The sequence below is a fragment of the Priestia aryabhattai B8W22 genome, from assembly GCF_000956595.1.
GTDB classification, from domain to species: domain Bacteria; phylum Bacillota; class Bacilli; order Bacillales; family Bacillaceae_H; genus Priestia; species Priestia aryabhattai.
Genome location: NZ_JYOO01000003.1, coordinates 1 through 16,740, shown reverse-complemented (window position 1 = coordinate 16,740; position 16,740 = coordinate 1). Strand labels below are relative to the sequence as shown.

The window sequence follows — 16,740 nt, the reverse complement described above, 5'->3', positions numbered from 1 at the left end:
AGGGAAAGCAATGGTAAAAAAATTATTGGCCGCATTTATCGCATTAGCGGTTGTGTTTTCACCAGTAGGTGGATCACTTATTCATGACGGTTCAAACGTAGCAAGTGCAAAAGGGTATAAATCAGGAAAGCGCTCTTTTGACAGTGGAAGCAATAACCAATCAAGCTTATTTAAAAACAATAACAGTAATTCAGTTAAGCAAAACAATACGTCTAAAAACTCATCATCTAAAAGTACAGCGGCTGGCTCAAAGCGCGGCGGCTTGATGAAAGGTCTTTTAATGGGAGGAATTGCTGGCTTATTATTTGGAAGCTTACTATCTAGCTTAGGACCATTAGGCCCAATTTTAGGCTTTATGGTAAACATGCTTGTAATTGTAGCTTTAATTCTTCTTGTAGTAAAGTTATTCCAAAGCGTACGTAGCAACAAGCGTAAAAATGAGGAAGTGAAATCTTGGAGACAATAAAAATTTCTGAACAAGATATTATCAATGCGATGTGTTTGTATATCGCAGAAAAAAAACAAGTTCAGCCTCAAGAAGTAGAGATTGAGCTAATGTATGATGATGACTACGGCTTTTCAGCAGAGTCATATGTGCATGATCGTAAACAGGTTCATATTACTTTGAACATTATTGAAGCGCTGCGCTTTTGGCTGGATACGGAAATGAACGTAGACCCATACGCAGCAGGACTAGAACTGGAATTAGACGATGAAGAAGGTATTATCGCTTTTGCTAAATTAAGTCGATAAAGAAATCTTCAATGCAAAACCCGCTCAAGTGAGCGGGTTTTTTTATTATGATTTTACCTGTTCGTTGGAACTAGACTTATCGCGTTTTTTAGTAAAAAACCACCAGTTGGCATCTCCAAGCAATTTCATAAGAGAAGGGACAAGAAGCATTCTGACAATCGTTGCATCGATAAATATAGCTAAAGCAATTCCTACCCCCATTTGTTTAACAGGCGTTACGTCTGTAAAAGCAAAGGCTCCTGTAATCACAATCATAATTAAAGCAGCGCTCGTAATGATTTTACTAGTGGAAGCTAAGCCTTCTACCGTTGCCACATTGTTATCACGGGTTTGATGATACACTTCGTGAATGCGCGAAATCAAAAAGACTTCGTAGTCCATGCTAAGCCCAAATACGAGGCCGAAAACAAAGACTGGCAGCACTAAAGCAATATTGGATTGGGTAAGACCTAAATGTCCATTTTGAAACAGCCATACAAGTAAACCAAACGTAGCCGTTAAGCTTAAAATATTCATAATGATAGCCTTTAAAGGAATGAGTACAGAACGAAAAGCAATCATTAAAATGACATACGTTGAAAATAAAACAAGAGCCAAGCCATACGGAGCTTTTTCATAAATTTCATCGAATATTTCTTGTTCAAATTTTGGATAGCCGCCAATATGAACGGTGAAAGGTGAACGTTTCTCTTTCCATTTTCGAACAAAATCTTTCGCTTGATCTGAGTTTTGGTCTGTATCTAGCGTAGCTTTTATGAGCATATAATGTCCGTTAATGAACGAATCTACAGCTGGCTTTGTTTGCGCACTTATCTGCGGGTTTTCCAGCATAGCTTGAAGCTGATCACTTGATTTTACGCTTAAAGCGGTAGAAATAGAATCGACTTGCTTAACTAACGAATCTTCTTTTAATTGTTTTATAAAAGTAAAGGCATTTTTTAAAGACTTCTCATTCAGCATATCTTGCTTAGCTTCTAACACAAAATAAACGTCGGCCGTGTTTTTATTTGTAAACGTATCGTTATACGTGTCAAAAGCTTGACGGGACTCGTATTTTGTTGGCAGCGCTTCTGAAGAAGGTATTTCTAGATGCATGTCTCGAACGGGAATAAGTGCTACTAATAGAATGATAAGAGAAACAATCGTCATAGTTACAGGCTTTTTCATGACAAATGTAGCGAATGAACGCCACCTAGACTGACCGCCTTGTTCACTGACTTTTAAGATGCGTAAACGGTTAATGCGTGTACCTAATATAGCAAGTATGGAAGGAAGCAGTGTAAGAGCTGAAAATACAGCAATAAAAACAACAGCCATTCCTCCAAGAGCGACGTTTTGAAAAATATCAACTTGAATAAACAGCATTCCCGCTAATCCAATAAATACGCATAATCCTGAGAAGATGACTGAGCGTCCCGCTGTTTGAATGGTGATTTTGATTGCTTGTTCTACCGACTTTGCTTGAATTTCTTCTTTAAAGCGATTAATAAATAAAAGGGCAAAGTCAATACTAAGAGCTAATCCAATCATTGGAATCACGTTTAAAATGAAGATGGACAGCTCTGTGTACGGATGAAAGAAATAGACAACGCCCATGGTGGTAACGACGGTTACAATTCCTATCATAAGAGGAATTGCAGCGGCTATCACGCCGCCAAAAGCTAGAAGAAGCACAACTAAAGCAACAGGAAGGCCGATTGCTTCCGCTTTTGCTAAATCAGCTTGGCTTGCTGTATTCATATCTTTTTCAATAATAGGACGACCGGTTAATTTTACACTAACTTCTTTTTCTTCAGATGAAAGAGTTCTGATCTTTTCTACTCGTTTATCCATTGTTCCATCATCGTGATTAAAATGGATAATTCCGTACGCTGTGTTTCCTTTTATCATCTTGTTAGAAGCCGTTGGGATGTCGACTTTCGACGCGTTTGATTTGTCCTTTGCTTTTTGCATATACTGAGCGATCGTTTGCTGGAATTTGGAGTCAGAAACTCCGTCTTTTTTTTCAAACAAAACGATGATCTGAGCTTCGCTAACATCAAATTTATTAACTAAAAGCTGCTCTGTATCTTTGTACATTCCTTTCATTTCAAATCCGTTTCCTCCCAGCACGGAAGGAAGCTTAGCCGCATAAAAGCCAAATCCGACAATTAGGATGATCCACAGTAGTAATAAAATTTTTCTGCCCGCATATAATGCGTTCGCTACTTTATTCATATTAACCTCCAATTTTCTGTACAGTTACTAGACTATTTTATACTAACAGTTATTGTAATTAGAAGAAGTATTGTGTTTTTTTGTTTTTCTTGCTTGAAAAAGCTTTTTTATATAGGGGCGCAGGGTTGTTTCCTTAGCAAAATCGTGTTTATGTTTCAGGCGATTTAGGGAACACTGTACATAAATGCACGAAGGGGGATATAAAAAGATGCAAATGAAACAGCCAGCTAAAATGACGAATCGTTATGGGTGTAAAAATGAGTATGATACATTAAAACGTGTGATTGTTTGCCCGCCTACATATATGAAGATTGAAGAAATTATTAATGAAACACAAAAGCATTATGCGGACGAAAATATTGATGAGAGCTTGGCTTCAAAGCAGCACCGTCAATTTGTCGAATGCCTTCAAAAAGAAGGAGTGGAAGTCATCGGGCTATCTGCACAAGAGCCATTTCCAGAACAAGTATTTACGCGGGATATTGGCTATACGCTCGGAGATACCATTATTGTCACGAAAATGGGCAGCGAAATTCGAAGCGGAGAAGAGCAAGTGCTAGCAGACTGGCTGCAGCACCAAGGTATTCCCTTTCATCAGGTACCGGACCATCCTATTGAAGGGGGAGACGTGCTGATTGATGGACAAGCTATTTTTATTGCACTCAGCGACCGTACAAGTAAAGAAGGCGTGGAGCATATCCAAGAGCTGCTTCCAGCGTATGAGGTTGTTCCGATTCCTATTGATCGGTCTTATCTTCACCTTGATTGTGTGTTAAATATTTTATCACCTACAGAAGCACTCGTATTTTCACCAGCTTTACATGAAAAAGAATTAAATTTACTTCGCATGAAATATGACTTAATTGAAGTAACAAAAAAAGAGCAGTTTACGATGGGAACCAATGTATTATCAATCGGTAATCAACGGGTGATCAGTCTTCCAATGAATACAGAAGTGAATGAAGAGTTAAGGAAACGAGGCTATAAAGTAATTGAAGTTGATATATCTGAAATTATTAAATCCGGCGGTTCTTTCCGCTGCTGTACAATGCCTCTTGAACGAGTATAAAAAAGCTTAAAAAGAAAAAAAGATCTCGGCGATAGCCAGGGATCTTTTTTTTGAAGGATGTTGTATAAAATTTCAAGTGAAAGGAACATTAACCTATATAAGCTGTTGAAGGAAAGGAGTGATAAACATGGCAAATCGTAATCCTATTTTAGTTCAAGGTGCTGAACAGCTTCTTGATCAGTTAAAAACGGAAATCGCGGGAAGACTTAACGTTCAGCTTGGCGCGGAACAAACGGCTCGCGCAAATGGTTCTGTTGGTGGAGAAATGACGAAGCATCTTGTTGCAATGGCGCAGCAGCAATTAAGCGGTGCACAGGGACACATTCGCTAGTCTGCTCTACATAAACACTTTGATGAAAAGTTCTGGCTCTTTTGAGCCGGAACTTTTTTTGTGTAGGAAACATCATTCTACTTTCTCTTGGTCGCTTAATTTGAGATTTTGCCTGAAATTCTCCACTTTCAAGGTTGAAAAGTGCATAAAATGGGAAAAGAACAAAAAAAGAGAAAGTAGAGGTTTATCATGAAAAAGCTATTATCATTTGGAAAAAGTCTTGGTAAAGAAATTCAAGAAGACCAAGCAACGGGACTAGCGGCTGAGCAAGCCTATTATTATATGCTATCATTATTCCCTATGCTTATTTTACTGATATCGATTGTTCCGTATCTATCGATTAAACCGGAAGAGGCAATCGATCTTCTTCAAAGCGTTATGCCGGGAGAAACGGCTGCAATCTTTAAAGATAACGTAGCTCAATTTGTGAGCCAACCAAACGGCGGGTTACTGACTGTAGGGATTTTAGGAACCATTTGGTCCGCTTCAAACGGTATGAACGCCTTTATCCGTGCAATGAACCAAGCCTACGACGTGAAAGAACAGCGCTCGTTTATTAAAGTAAGAGGCTTGTCCATTCTTTTAACAATTGGATTGATTGTAACAATTGTTGTATCGCTTCTTTTACCAGTGTTCGGAGGGGTTTTGTTAAATTGGATAAGCGAATGGTTTTCTCTTCCTTCAGGTACAACAGTGATTTTAAATATTCTGCGCTGGATTATCGGTGTCGGCATTATGGTACTTGTTTTATCCGTGTTATACAGATTAGCTCCAAACAAAACGTTTCCTTTTGCCCACGTATGGCCCGGAGCGCTCGCTGCTACGCTGCTATGGCAGCTGACATCTTTAGGGTTCTCATTTTACGTAAGCAACTTTGGTAATTATTCTGCTACTTATGGAAGCTTAGGAGGCGTGATTGTTCTGATGCTTTGGCTATTTTTAACGGGGTTAATTCTCGTTATTGGAGGAGAGATTAACGCTATTTATCACCGAAACAAAACGGCTGCGCCTCCTAAAGATACGTCTCAGGCGATGTAATAAAAAAGGAAACCTTTATAGAGGTTTCCTTTTTTAACGTTTAAAGCTATTAACAAGCTGTTTAAATGAGTTGGCTGTATATTTGACCGAATCTTTTTTGTACTGTACATCGGTTTTAATCGCTGCTTGCGTTACCTTTAAATGATTTGTTTTTTCTTTGATATGATCAGTTTCGTTTTGAAGATGTTGAGAAGTGGCATTTACAGAGTTCACAGTTGGCTTGATTTTTTTATTAAATGCTACGCCTGCGTAAATAAGATACGCAAGTGATGCCAAAACAACAGCTAAGCTTATATACACAATAATCATCGTTGTGCCTCCTTTGTACGTATTTATATTTATATAGGTGAGAATAAAATATATACGAATATCATCCTCTTTATTTAATTGTTATACCCATTTTTAATCAAAACAAACAAAAGCCTGCTGAGAAGACAATATATTGGATTTTTTCTGAAATTTCATTCATCATTACATATAGAGTTACCTTGAAAGGAGAGAGAAGAAGAATGCCGTTAGATCCGCATATTCAAATATTTCTAAATCAATATAATGAAATGCCCCGTCCTTCTTTAGAGGACGTTACACCCCCGCAGCTGAGAGAAATGGAAAAGATGTCTTTAACTCCTTCCAAAGAAGCAGTTAAAAAAGTATATAATAAAGAAATCCAATTAAATGAACGTACGCTCACTATACGAGTGTATGAACCTGAAGGAACAGGGGCATTTCCCGCGCTTGTTTATTATCACGGAGGTGGCTGGGTATTAGGAAGCTTAGATACTCATGACTCCATATGCAGATCGTATGCAAATGAAACAAACTGTATTGTAGTGTCTGTTGATTACCGCCTTGCTCCTGAAGATAAATTTCCCGCTGCGGTGAACGATGCCTATGACGCCTTGGACTGGATTGCAGCTCATGCGTCTCAATTAAATATCGATTCAACAAAATTGCCTCGGGGGCGACAGTGCCGGTGGCAACCTTGCTGCGGTTGTAAGCATTTTAGCAAAACAAAGACAAGGTCCATCCATTGTTCATCAGCTGCTTATTTATCCATCTGTAGGATTTAAAAATCAGCACCCTGCATCTATGAAGGAAAATTCCGAAGGATATCTTCTTTCAAAAGATCTTATGGATTGGTTTCGCCTTCAGTACTTAAATAATAAAGAAGAAGAACAGCATCCCTATAACGCTCCGGTATTACTGGACGACCTATCAAGTCTACCGAGCGCTACCATTCTTACAGCACAGTACGACCCTCTAAGAGATAGCGGAAAAGACTACGCGGACGCATTAAAAAATCACGGTGTTCCCGTCACCTACGAAAATTATGAAACAATGATTCACGGGTTTTTAGGGTTTCATGAATTTGTCCCGCTTGCTCAGCAGGCGATCAATAAAAGCGCAGCTCAACTGCGTCAAGTATTTGATTCTATTTAAGGATATATATAGTGTCATAAAGCATAGTAACTTGAAAAAAACAGCACATTGATGTGCTGTTTTTTCTGTATTTGGAGGGAGAAAAGGTTAAAAAGAGTGTCAAAAAAATAGCCTATTATCTCTTTTAAAGTTATTTCAATGTTATAAATAAAGACAATGTTATAGAAGTTATTGAAAATGATGCTTCACAATAAAAGAAAAGATTTCATATCTTAATGAAGGTTTTTACAAGTTGAAACAAAGTAGGTGATTAAATGTTCTATTCTAATTTTTATACTCCTTTTAACTATGCTTTCTACCCTTATTTCATGCCTTCTTTTGGACGTCCTACTGGATATGTACTGAATTCTAGTGGTGAAGTTGACAGTTGGTGGGGAAATTATCCGTTAGGGTATCCTGCGAAAGCTCCAAAATTTTTGGGTGGGGGGCAGACGCCTATTTCAGGACCTGCAATACCATTCAGTTTCAGGGGTTATTATTGAACTGATTACAAGAGTTACTGCCGTAAAAGGTAAGAAAGATACCTACAAAATTAAAGCAGTATTTAAAGCGACTGAAAGGGATGATATTTAATTCAGTGGAGAAAGTCAATCATAGGGTCGACTTTTTATTTTAGGTAATTAACAAGTTTGATTTGGTTAATGAAGGGAAAATGATAAGTAACTAAAAGGAGATGGAGTTATGGATTATGAACAAAAAGATTATTATATCAGTGTAAAAGAAAATGAGTATTATAAAGTAATAAATGTAGTAGATCATATGTTAGAGGAAGCACAAAGTAATAATAAATATCCAGTATGGGGCGAAAAACTAAGAACTGAGTTAAAAGAAAGGGCTGGTAATAACCTTACTCCATGGCATTTTAATATGATAATATCCACACTCCTAGATTATGTACCTGAAGAAGTAAAGAATAAATCTAATGCTAAGTCACTCTGAAGAGTGGCTTTTTATTATATCTATAGTATGCAAATTAAAATATGTGCTAAATAATAAAGGGTAAAAAAGGTGGCTAAACAACATGCCTAAAAAGCCATCTAAGATATGTAACACAGAGGAATGTTGTCAATTAGCTTATGATACATATTGTGACAAGTGCAAAAAAGATAATCATTAAGAGTACAAGGAACAGAGAGTAGATAAGGAAGGGAAAGCCTTTTAATCTAGTAACCCATATAGAATTAAATAAGAAATCTGAATCTATACAAATTCAAGATGAACAGAAAGATTTCCGTGCGTACGCTACAAAAGTTGAAGAAGAAAGGAAGGCTAAAGAATTAGCAGAACAAAAAGCAAAAGAGGAAGCGGAAGCTAAACAACAAGTAGAAATAGCCGAACAACAAAGACAACAAAAGATTGCCGAAGAACAACGTGTATCAGCTCAATAAGCAGAGCAAAAGAAGGAAGCGGAATCTCCAGTTAGTCAAGAAACAATCGATAATTATGAAGCAAATCAAGCTGAAACATGGGCTGAAGAGGCTGAGATTGAGGAGGAACTGAATAAGGAAGAAGAAGAAAGATTAGCTAAAGAACAGGCAGAACAAGAAGCATATGAAGCTCAAATCATTGCTGAACAAGATGCTAATTTCTCCGATGAAGCAAAGGAACAGATTCAAAAAGAAATTGATGAAGAAGGATATAGTCAAACATCATACTATTGCGATCAAGTTATGACTGCTGTACAAAGAGGGGATATGACTAAAGAAGAAGCTGGAGGTTGTTTGAAATAATTTAATTATAATTTCAAGAATTTCCTTTGGAATTATTTTCTTATTTCTATTGATAAAAAAACCACCTAAATGGTACAATAGACTTATAAAAACGTAATGGAACGTTGTTTTCACAGAGTTTATTGACGACATTAAGTAAGGTGATTTTTTGAATGATAAAAAACAAGTAGGTCAGCTGATTCAAGATCTGCGAAAGATTGCGGAAATGACAACTGTCGAGTTATCAGAAGGAATTTGTACAGAAGAAGAGCTACATCGATTTGAACAAGGTGAAATTCATGCAAGCAGTGAAGTTCTCTATCATTTATCGAAACGCTTAGGGGTTCCGATGAATTATTTCTTTGAAGCAGGAGAGCTAACGCCCAACGATTATTCAAAAGAAATTAAATCGACCATTAGGCATTATATACGAAAACGCGATTATGAAACCGTGTTACATATGGTGAACAAAGAAAAAGATAATCCTATGTTTCAAGATCCTTTTCACGCACAATTTTTCCTATGGCACGAAGCCATATGTGATTATTATATTGGAAATAAATTTGAACAAGCGCTTCGTAAATTGGAAAAAGCCATTGCGTTCACGCGTACGAGCGAACAGTTTTATTCAGAAAAAGAGATTGCTATTTTAAATAGTATTGCCATTATTTATGAAGAAGAAGGTCATTTAAAAAAAGCGTTCAGTACGTTTATGGAAGGATTGCAGCATATTGCTTTGCTTCCTAAGTTAAAAGATCCTCTTGTCAAAATTCGAATTTTATATGGATTATCGCGTGCGCTTTTGCAAATGGAACGTTATGAAAAGTCGGTTAAGTATGCACAAGCAGGACTAGAGCTGTGTATTCAGCATGAGACGCTTTATTTATTGGGAGAACTGCACTATCAAATTGGAGAGGCACTCTGTCAGCTTGGTGAGCTTAAAGAAGGAATAGCCTACCTCGAAAAAGCTATTACCGTTTTTGAAATTGAGCAAAATGAAGCGTTTGTCACTATTATTAAAGAAGAGATGTCTAAATATCAAGAAACAAAAAAGAAGAGCTGATCGCTCTTCTTTTTTTATCTCCAATACACTGGGTGTGGGTAAAACGGACGAGGACGAGGGTAAAAGTAAGGGGGGTGGTAATAGATAGGACGAGGATAAGGGTAAGGATAAAATGGACGAGGGCGAGGATATGGATAATAACCATAAGGGAATCTTTCGTCAGCTTCATGGGGATTCGAATAATAATCATAGCCATATTGATACTCTTCTAAAGGTTGTTCCGGGTAATATTGATAATTCACTCTTTTCACCGCCTAAGTTTTTATGCTTTTTACTGTATTCATTATAGAAAGAATTGGAGTATGTACCCATCAAATTTCCCTTTTGAAAATTTGACAGGAGATAAGGAGTGTTTTAACAAAAAAGAAATTAGTTGTCCTTTTTATTTTTTTGTAAGGTATCTGATGCGTGAGGCAAAGTAGGCAGTTCGAAGCTTTTAATAAAGGAAGCGTAAGCAATCGTGTCTTTAATAGGATTTACATAAGATAATGGTTGGCCTCGGTAGCTGAAATTAAATGTAATCCAAGCAAAATCTTTATTGTTGTTGGAAATCAGTTTTGCATTATGTATAAAAGCAGATGCGGCAATCATCGCATCTGGGCCTTTAATTTTTTTATTGGATTCTATTTTAGCTTTTCTGCGAATTTGAGCTGCTAGCTGTGCAATTTCACTTGTAACGTCTACAATTTTATCTGTCATATCGTAAATATAATGATTTTTTACTGCTTTGACTTGAGGGTTTGTTTCTACTTCCCAATGCGACAGAAGTTCCATTTCTACAACGGTAGGCATTAAAAATTCTGCATTATTTGAAATAAGTTCATTAATATACTCCACAACTTCTGGATAATTAAGCGCATGTGAAGCCCAAATGTTTGTATCAATAATTACTTTTTCATCCAACACAAATCGTTCACTCCTCTCTACTAGCCATTCGTACGAGCTCTTCTAACCCAAAAGGTGAGTAAAGAGCCGCAGATTCTGAAAGCTGATTGCTTAATAGAAGCTTTTCATATTTAGTTAATCTAGTTTTTGCAGATTTTATGAGCTTTTCTTGTGTGCCGTTTACCACTTGATCTTTTTTATCATACGTGCGTAGAACTTTATTTTGAGGTTTATATTTAAGGTTTTTTTATTCACAGGGGGTGAGGAAGGTGATTGCGGCAAGGGTTGTGTGTAAATTTTTCCATTTATTTTTATTTTGAAGTGCTTTTGAACTTCCTTGCTGTACGTTCCTTTTTGGTCATCTACCAAGCGCTGTGCTTTCATGATATCCCTGCCTTTTATATAAATTTATATAGTATATGTGATGAAGTTTTTTCTTACTATTCCTTTTATATAAAAAGATTAAAAAAGTTAGCTGCCGGGAGTTATTGAATTAATTGATGTTTGCCTGGTGGGTGATGATCTCAGCGAATACCGGACAAAGGGTTAAAAACATGATAGCGTGTGAGAGAAATGAATCAGTATAGGTTAAAGAAGGAAATAGGCAACAATACGGTAATTGCTTCAGGTGCCGTTGTGACAAAAGATGTTCCTGATAACGTGATAGTCGGAGGCAATCCTGCAGTTACAATTAAACGTATTGAAGATTAAAGAATAAACAAAGAGCTTTTGAATTGTAAAAACTCTTTGTTTATACGATGCTTTATTGCTGATTTGGTCCGTCTTCATTTATGAGATTTTGATAAAATGTAAAAACCTACATATTTCCTTCCGAGATCATCCATACTTTATTGACAAAGGAAAATTAATCATGGTATATTATCTTTAATTAAAGATATTTAAATTAAAGATAAATAATAAATGATAAACTAGACGATTTATCCGGAGGAATGTAGAATGAACCACTTAAAAGGAATACACCACGTAACGGCTATTACAAGCAGTGCAGAAAAGAATTATGAATTTTTCACCTATGTGTTAGGTATGCGCTTAGTTAAAAAAACGGTCAATCAAGATGATATTCAAACGTATCATTTGTTTTTTGCAGATGATAAAGGAAGCGCCGGAACGGACATGACTTTTTTTGATTTTCCAGGCATTCCAAAAGGTTTTCACGGAACAAATGAAATTTCAAAAACATCTTTCCGCGTTCCAAATGATGAGGCTTTAGACTATTGGGTAAAGCGCTTTGATCGCTTAGAAGTAAAGCATACGGGAATTCAAGAGCTATTTGGGAAAAAGACGCTTTCGTTTGTTGATTTTGATGATCAGCAGTATCAGTTAATTTCCGATGAAGGAAATCAAGGAGTTGAATCAGGCACTCCTTGGCAAAAAGGCCCTGTACCTCTTCAATACGCTATTACGGGACTCGGTCCTATCTTTATTCGTATTGCCGAGTTTAATTACTTTAAAGAAATGATGGAAAAAGTCCTTTTATTTAAAGAGATTGCTCAAGAAGGAGATCTCCACCTATTTGAAGTAGGAGAAGGAGGAAACGGTGCGCAAGTAGTAGTCGAACACAATGAAAAACTTCCGCAGGCTCAGCAAGGTTTTGGAACTGTTCATCACGTTGCTTTTCGCGTGGAAAATCGACAGGCTCTTGAAGAATGGATTAACCGAATGCCAAGCTTCGGTTTCCATACGTCTGGTTATGTGAATCGTCACTTCTTTGAATCGTTGTATGCAAGAGTGGCTCCGCAAATTTTATTTGAATTTGCGACAGATGGACCAGGATTTATGGGAGATGAACCTTACGAAACGCTCGGAGAAAAATTATCACTGCCTCCATTTTTGGAGCCAAAACGTGCAGAAATTGAGAAGCTCGTGCGTCCGATTGATACAGTAAGAAGTACAAAAGAGTTTGTGAAAGAATAGTACACAAAAAACACTCAAATAGTTATTTGAGTGTTTTTTGATGTTTTCTGCTTTTACATATATCTGTCGCGAATGTTTAACGTAAAAAATGTCAATGTTTTACAAGGAAGGAGTAGGAGTCGGTTGTGCATAGCCTTCTTTGTATTTTTCATCAATGTCTTTGCGAATATCTTTTATTGATTTGCCTCGGTTATAGTCGAGCATAGCTTTAGCTGCAATTTCTATACACAATCCGCATTTTGTTCCATGATCATCCCAGACAACTGCTCCATTTCTTTTGTTTTTAAAAATAAAGCAGTCATAGCTATTTTTGTGATTCGCTTCCATGCCACATCCGCAGTAGCAAGGGATTTTTTCAAGTAGTTCACGATTTTTAGCAACGGACAGATAAACTAGTTTCATGTCTTTAGGCTGGTTCTTCAAAAACTGTGGTAAAACATCTGCTCCTGGAGTCTCTTCGCGAATATCAGCAACTGCAGCTTTATGATGTTCATGACCTGAATGTGCAGAAGAATTTGTAGCAGAAGAAGTTGTTGTATTGTTTGAGCAAGCGGATAATCCAATACTTGTAGCGAGAATTCCCAACAAAATAATTGATTTTTTCAATACAATTAACATCCTTTCATGTAAAAATAAATGATAGTTGCATCATACACGGCAGTTTATCTATGTAGATAATCAAATACTTGCTTGTTTATATCTAATTCTCTATAAGTATGCAGAGCGGTTATCGTGTATGATAGAGGTGGGCGAGGAAAAAATATGAAGCATGAATTTAACATAAGGTGCGTTTTGTAAGTAATTGGACAGAAGGAGAAAGTGAACGGAGGTTAAACAGTAGTGAGTGAACAAAATCAACGTCTTTTTGAATATATTTTAGAGAATTCAGCCTCTATCAGTGAAGAATGGCTGCGCCAAAGAAGTAATATTAAAGGATCAATTTACTCAAAGGACGCAGATGCTTCAGTTGAGAAAAAGCTGCGCGAGCAGCATCTTTATACGATCGAAACAATTGCGAGCGGCTTTCTTGAAGATCAAGAGATTTTCAAACAACGTATGATGAAATGGACGACGGAAGTAGTAAACAGCAGAATTAAATTTGATACGCCGATTTACGAGGTAGTAGAAGCACTAAGCAAAACAAGAAAAATTATTTGGACGTATGTCAAAGCATATAGCCTGATACATTCATCTATTACAAAAGAAGATATACTGTCTTGGAGTGAAGTTTATCACACAACATTTGATAAACTCATTAATGAATTTTCCGAACAGTATTATAAAATCACAAGGCAAAAAATAAGTCTTCAGCAAGAGCTAATCGACGAAACGAGTTTTCCTGTTATTCCAATTGTAGACCACATCGCGGTCTTGCCTTTGGTAGGGCTTATTGATGAAATCAAAGGTGATTCTATTATCGAGGTTGTTCCAAAAAGATGTGCAGAAAAACATATAAGGCACCTAGTCATTGACTTATCAGGTGTAAATTATGTAGATACGTATGTCGCTCACAAATTTTTTGATTTGATTAACATTTTGCAGCTGTTAGGCATCCATGCGATTATGTCAGGATTGAGCCCTGACATGGCTCAGACGGCTGTTAATGTAGGAATTAGTTTTAATAAAATTGAAACGTTTGGACATTTAAAACAAGCTCTCTCTTCGCTTGGTGTAAAGAAAAAAGAGAAAGAATAAAGTATAGAAATGCTAGATCGAAACGGAACTGTTTGAGCCCTTTACTTTCAGTTCCGTTTTTTTGTTTGTCTATATTCTGTATATGAAAATATGAAATAATATTCTGCTGCATTCAAAAGTTTGTAATCATGTCTTACAAACTGCTTTTCACCTGGGGAGAAATGGAAGATACTAAGGAGCAAACAAACGGAGGTTTTCTATGCCAAACGTCTCGTTTAGCTCAAGAATGGAGGTGTAAAGAGAAGAATAAGAGAAGTACATAATGAAATAGTTAAAGTCCTAGATAAGTACCGATAAGCCGTGTGATTAAGGAGGAGTTCTATGAAAATAATTTATCTTCTTTGCCTGCTTCCGTTTGTAGGAATATTAGGTTTATTGCCACTTGTTAACAAAGTGACGCCGTTTATTTTAGGAATGCCTTTTTTTCTTTTTTGGATTGTTATGTGGGTAATCCTTACGTCTTTTATTATGGGCATTGTGTACAAGCTCGATCCTGCTGTTAAAGGAGGAGATAAATAATGAATACCGCTCTGATTATTATTTTTGGTTTTTTACTTTTAGCTATTTATCTTGGAATTCGAGCTACGCGGGGCAAAAAAATGGATTTAGAACAGTGGAGCGTAGGCGGCAGAGGTTTTGGAACTATTTTTGTCTTCTTTTTGATGGCGGGTGAAATCTATACTACTTTTACGTTTCTAGGAGGAAGCGCTTGGGCATATGGAAAAGGAGGGCCAGCATTTTATATTTTAGCCTATATTTCTTTAGCGTACGTGTTAGGGTATTGGATTGGTCCGCAAATATGGCGATATGCGAAGCAACATAAGCTCATGTCTCAGCCCGATTTTTTTGTTTCAAAATACAACAGCCCGTTTCTAGGCATCGTTGTTTCTTGCGCAGGGGTGCTGGCAATTGTTCCTTATATTATTTTACAATTTAAAGGCTTAGGTATTATTGTATCTGAAGCTTCTTATGGCTCTATCTCTTCAACCGCATCCATTTGGATTGGCGCCATATCATTAACGGTTTACTTAATGATATCAGGCATACACGGTTCTGCGTGGACGGCTATTGTCAAAGACATTATGATTTTTATTGTCGTATTATTTTTAGGAATATATATGCCGTTTCATTACTACGGAGGCTTACAGCCAATGTTTGAGGCTGTGCATCAAGCAAATCCAACGTTTCTCACTCTTCCCAAGACAGGGCTGAGTATTTCGTGGTTTATTTCTACAGTCATGCTCACCGTATTAGGATTTTACATGTGGCCGCATACGTTTAATGCAACATATTCAGCTGAAAACGAGAATGTATTTCGAAAGAATTCTATTATAAGTCCTATTTATACGTTAATGCTGCTTTTTGTCTTTTTTGTAGGGTTTACTGCTCTTATGCAGGTACCTGGACTACAAGGTGCAGAAGCGGACTTGTCACTGCTTCGTCTTTCCATTCAAACATTTGATCCGTGGATTGTCGGCTTTATTGGCGCGGCTGGTTTATTAACAGCACTTGTGCCTGGATCGATGCTTTTGATGGCAGCTTCTACGTCACTATCTAAAAACGTTTATGCCGTTCTTGTTCCCTCAGCGACGGGCAAACAAATTTCGATGCTGGCTAAATGCTTCATACCGGTTATTGCACTTGTTTCAGTTTATTTTACGCTTTATGGAGGAAATACGATTGTAACGCTTTTACTGATGGGCTATAGCATTGTGACGCAGCTGTTTCCTGCTTTCATTTTTAGTTTAATGAAAAACAATATCGTGACTAAATACGGGGCGTGTGCAGGTATTGTTGCCGGCATTGCGTCTGTGATGTATATAACGATTACTGAAACAACGCTTGGCACATTGTTTCCTGCGTTGCCACAAATCATTAAAGATACAAATGTCGGCGTTATTTCTTTATTTGTTAATTTAGTTGTATTAATGGTGGTCAGTTTAGCAACGAAAAAAATTGCAGCACAGCCGCATTTTGAAAGCGGGGCAGTAGATGGAAAACAAATTTTGTGAAAATCTTTTTCCAATTGCGTTTTAAGAACATCATGACGGGTATAAAAATAGTGCATCACCAAAATATTCAATATGGCTGCAAGACATACAAAGAGCAGCCTTCTCGATAAAATGTAACGATTGCGTTGTTTTTAAACATAGGTAACGAGTGTGAAAAGCAGCAAGACGTATGCCACAAGCGGTGTACGTCTTTTCTATGAAAGATATTCACCTAAAAAAGGAGATGATAACATGACATCTGAAAAAGCATTTGAGCAAAAGAAAGATCTTTTAATGAATCAAATTATTGAATCGGGTTACTTTAAAGCAGAAGACGGGAGACATTTGTACGAATTGAATTTAAGTGAACTAGAACAAACGCATCACGATCTTCAAAGCCAAAAGGTAAGAGAAGTATAATTAAAATCTCCCAGATTATTAGAAATTCAGCTGATTTCGTATATGTGTGCAAACACCAGCTGTTCAGTTTGTTCCTCCGCGGCTTTTTTGTTTGAAAGCAGGCACTTTTCTTTTTCTTCCGGTGCGTTTACAACCTCGCTATTTCCAAGCGTATTCCTCAAACTTATAACTCAACACTTAAGAAATAAGCGAAT

The 16,740-nt window shown here is 37.0% G+C and carries 18 protein-coding genes and 2 pseudogenes; 14 read left to right on the top strand and 6 right to left on the bottom strand.

The genetic code is table 11. The features are described 5' to 3' along the window. Nucleotides 1-10 precede the first annotated feature (10 nt). Complete coding sequence (locus N178_RS02785) at nt 11-466, top strand: hypothetical protein (RefSeq protein WP_033578944.1); 456 nt, start codon at nt 11-13, stop codon at nt 464-466. Further along, complete coding sequence (locus N178_RS02780) at nt 454-753, top strand: YxcD family protein (RefSeq protein WP_013056994.1); 300 nt, start codon at nt 454-456, stop codon at nt 751-753. Before N178_RS02785 ends, N178_RS02780 begins: the two co-directional genes overlap by 13 nt. A gap of 45 nt (nt 754-798) precedes the next feature. Here N178_RS02780 and N178_RS02775 read toward each other — a convergent pair whose 3' ends face one another. After that, nucleotides 799-2,970 carry an MMPL family transporter gene (locus N178_RS02775; RefSeq protein ID WP_045290285.1) on the bottom strand — a complete coding sequence of 724 codons (2,172 nt, stop codon included), beginning with the start codon at nt 2,968-2,970 and terminating at the stop codon, nt 799-801. A 208-nt stretch (nt 2,971-3,178) separates the two neighbouring features. Between N178_RS02775 and N178_RS02770 the strand changes: the two genes are divergently transcribed. The 3 genes from N178_RS02770 to N178_RS02760 all read left to right on the top strand — a co-directional run bounded on the left by N178_RS02770 (nt 3,179) and on the right by N178_RS02760 (nt 5,408). Beyond that, nucleotides 3,179-4,039 (top strand): dimethylarginine dimethylaminohydrolase family protein, encoded by an 861-nt coding sequence (locus N178_RS02770; protein WP_045290283.1) that lies wholly within the window; start codon nt 3,179-3,181, stop codon nt 4,037-4,039. A gap of 127 nt (nt 4,040-4,166) precedes the next feature. Then, nucleotides 4,167-4,370, top strand: coding sequence for an alpha/beta-type small acid-soluble spore protein (locus tag N178_RS02765; protein WP_013056997.1), 204 nt, complete (start codon nt 4,167-4,169; stop codon nt 4,368-4,370). 189 nt (nt 4,371-4,559) lie between these two features. Beyond that, complete coding sequence (locus N178_RS02760; RefSeq protein WP_045290281.1) at nt 4,560-5,408, top strand: YihY/virulence factor BrkB family protein; 849 nt, start codon at nt 4,560-4,562, stop codon at nt 5,406-5,408. 33 nt (nt 5,409-5,441) lie between these two features. On the opposite strand, the gene N178_RS02755 is transcribed toward N178_RS02760, so the two are convergent. Continuing rightward, nucleotides 5,442-5,717, bottom strand: coding sequence for a hypothetical protein (locus N178_RS02755; protein WP_045290279.1), 276 nt, complete (start codon nt 5,715-5,717; stop codon nt 5,442-5,444). Between the two features lie 200 nt (nt 5,718-5,917). On the opposite strand from N178_RS02755, the pseudogene N178_RS02750 reads away from it, so the two are divergent. The 3 genes and pseudogenes from N178_RS02750 (at nt 5,918) to N178_RS02735 (ending at nt 9,620) form a co-directional block, all read left to right on the top strand. Next, a pseudogene (locus tag N178_RS02750) lies at nt 5,918-6,848 on the top strand (alpha/beta hydrolase). A 681-nt stretch (nt 6,849-7,529) separates the two neighbouring features. Then, nucleotides 7,530-7,787: a hypothetical protein gene (locus N178_RS02740; RefSeq protein WP_045290277.1), complete on the top strand. Its 258-nt coding sequence runs from the start codon at nt 7,530-7,532 to the stop codon at nt 7,785-7,787. 939 nt (nt 7,788-8,726) lie between these two features. Then, nucleotides 8,727-9,620: a helix-turn-helix domain-containing protein gene (locus N178_RS02735; protein WP_045290275.1), complete on the top strand. Its 894-nt coding sequence runs from the start codon at nt 8,727-8,729 to the stop codon at nt 9,618-9,620. 14 nt (nt 9,621-9,634) lie between these two features. Here the strand turns inward: N178_RS02735 and N178_RS25665 are convergent, their stop codons facing one another. From N178_RS25665 to N178_RS27370, 3 genes are all read right to left on the bottom strand, one after another. Beyond that, the gene (locus tag N178_RS25665) at nt 9,635-9,862 is read right to left on the bottom strand and encodes a hypothetical protein (protein WP_080890132.1); all 228 of its coding nucleotides are present in this window, start codon (nt 9,860-9,862) and stop codon (nt 9,635-9,637) included. Between the two features lie 127 nt (nt 9,863-9,989). Then, on the bottom strand, nt 9,990-10,526 hold the full coding sequence (locus tag N178_RS02730) for a PIN domain-containing protein (protein WP_045290273.1): 537 nt from the start codon (nt 10,524-10,526) through the stop codon (nt 9,990-9,992). A 159-nt stretch (nt 10,527-10,685) separates the two neighbouring features. Next, nucleotides 10,686-10,889, bottom strand: a complete 204-nt coding sequence (locus tag N178_RS27370; RefSeq protein ID WP_237758377.1) for a hypothetical protein — start codon at nt 10,887-10,889, stop codon at nt 10,686-10,688. A gap of 216 nt (nt 10,890-11,105) precedes the next feature. Between N178_RS27370 and N178_RS25660 the strand changes: the two are divergent. Both N178_RS25660 and N178_RS02720 read left to right on the top strand, forming a co-directional pair. Beyond that, nucleotides 11,106-11,216, top strand: a pseudogene (locus tag N178_RS25660) (acetyltransferase); the annotation flags it as partial. A 246-nt stretch (nt 11,217-11,462) separates the two neighbouring features. Beyond that, nucleotides 11,463-12,440: a ring-cleaving dioxygenase gene (locus N178_RS02720; RefSeq protein WP_013057008.1), complete on the top strand. Its 978-nt coding sequence runs from the start codon at nt 11,463-11,465 to the stop codon at nt 12,438-12,440. A 99-nt stretch (nt 12,441-12,539) separates the two neighbouring features. Here N178_RS02720 and N178_RS02715 read toward each other — a convergent pair whose 3' ends face one another. Continuing rightward, on the bottom strand, nt 12,540-13,046 hold the full coding sequence (locus tag N178_RS02715; protein ID WP_013083117.1) for a PCYCGC motif-containing (lipo)protein: 507 nt from the start codon (nt 13,044-13,046) through the stop codon (nt 12,540-12,542). Between the two features lie 234 nt (nt 13,047-13,280). Here N178_RS02715 and N178_RS02710 point away from each other — a divergent pair, with 234 nt between their 5' ends. The 4 genes from N178_RS02710 (at nt 13,281) to N178_RS25655 (ending at nt 16,546) form a co-directional block, all read left to right on the top strand. After that, nucleotides 13,281-14,135, top strand: coding sequence for an STAS domain-containing protein (locus N178_RS02710; RefSeq protein WP_045290268.1), 855 nt, complete (start codon nt 13,281-13,283; stop codon nt 14,133-14,135). Nucleotides 14,136-14,456: 321 nt separating this feature from the next. Then, complete coding sequence (locus N178_RS02705; RefSeq protein WP_045290266.1) at nt 14,457-14,654, top strand: DUF3311 domain-containing protein; 198 nt, start codon at nt 14,457-14,459, stop codon at nt 14,652-14,654. Next, the gene (locus N178_RS02700) at nt 14,654-16,147 is read left to right on the top strand and encodes a sodium:solute symporter family protein (RefSeq protein ID WP_045290264.1); all 1,494 of its coding nucleotides are present in this window, start codon (nt 14,654-14,656) and stop codon (nt 16,145-16,147) included. The genes N178_RS02705 and N178_RS02700 overlap by 1 nt, the downstream gene beginning before the upstream one ends. Nucleotides 16,148-16,378: 231 nt before the next feature. Next, a complete protein-coding gene (locus N178_RS25655) occupies nt 16,379-16,546 on the top strand; it encodes a Fur-regulated basic protein FbpA (RefSeq protein ID WP_080754423.1) in 168 nt (55 codons plus the stop codon). Nucleotides 16,547-16,740: the final 194 nt, after the last annotated feature.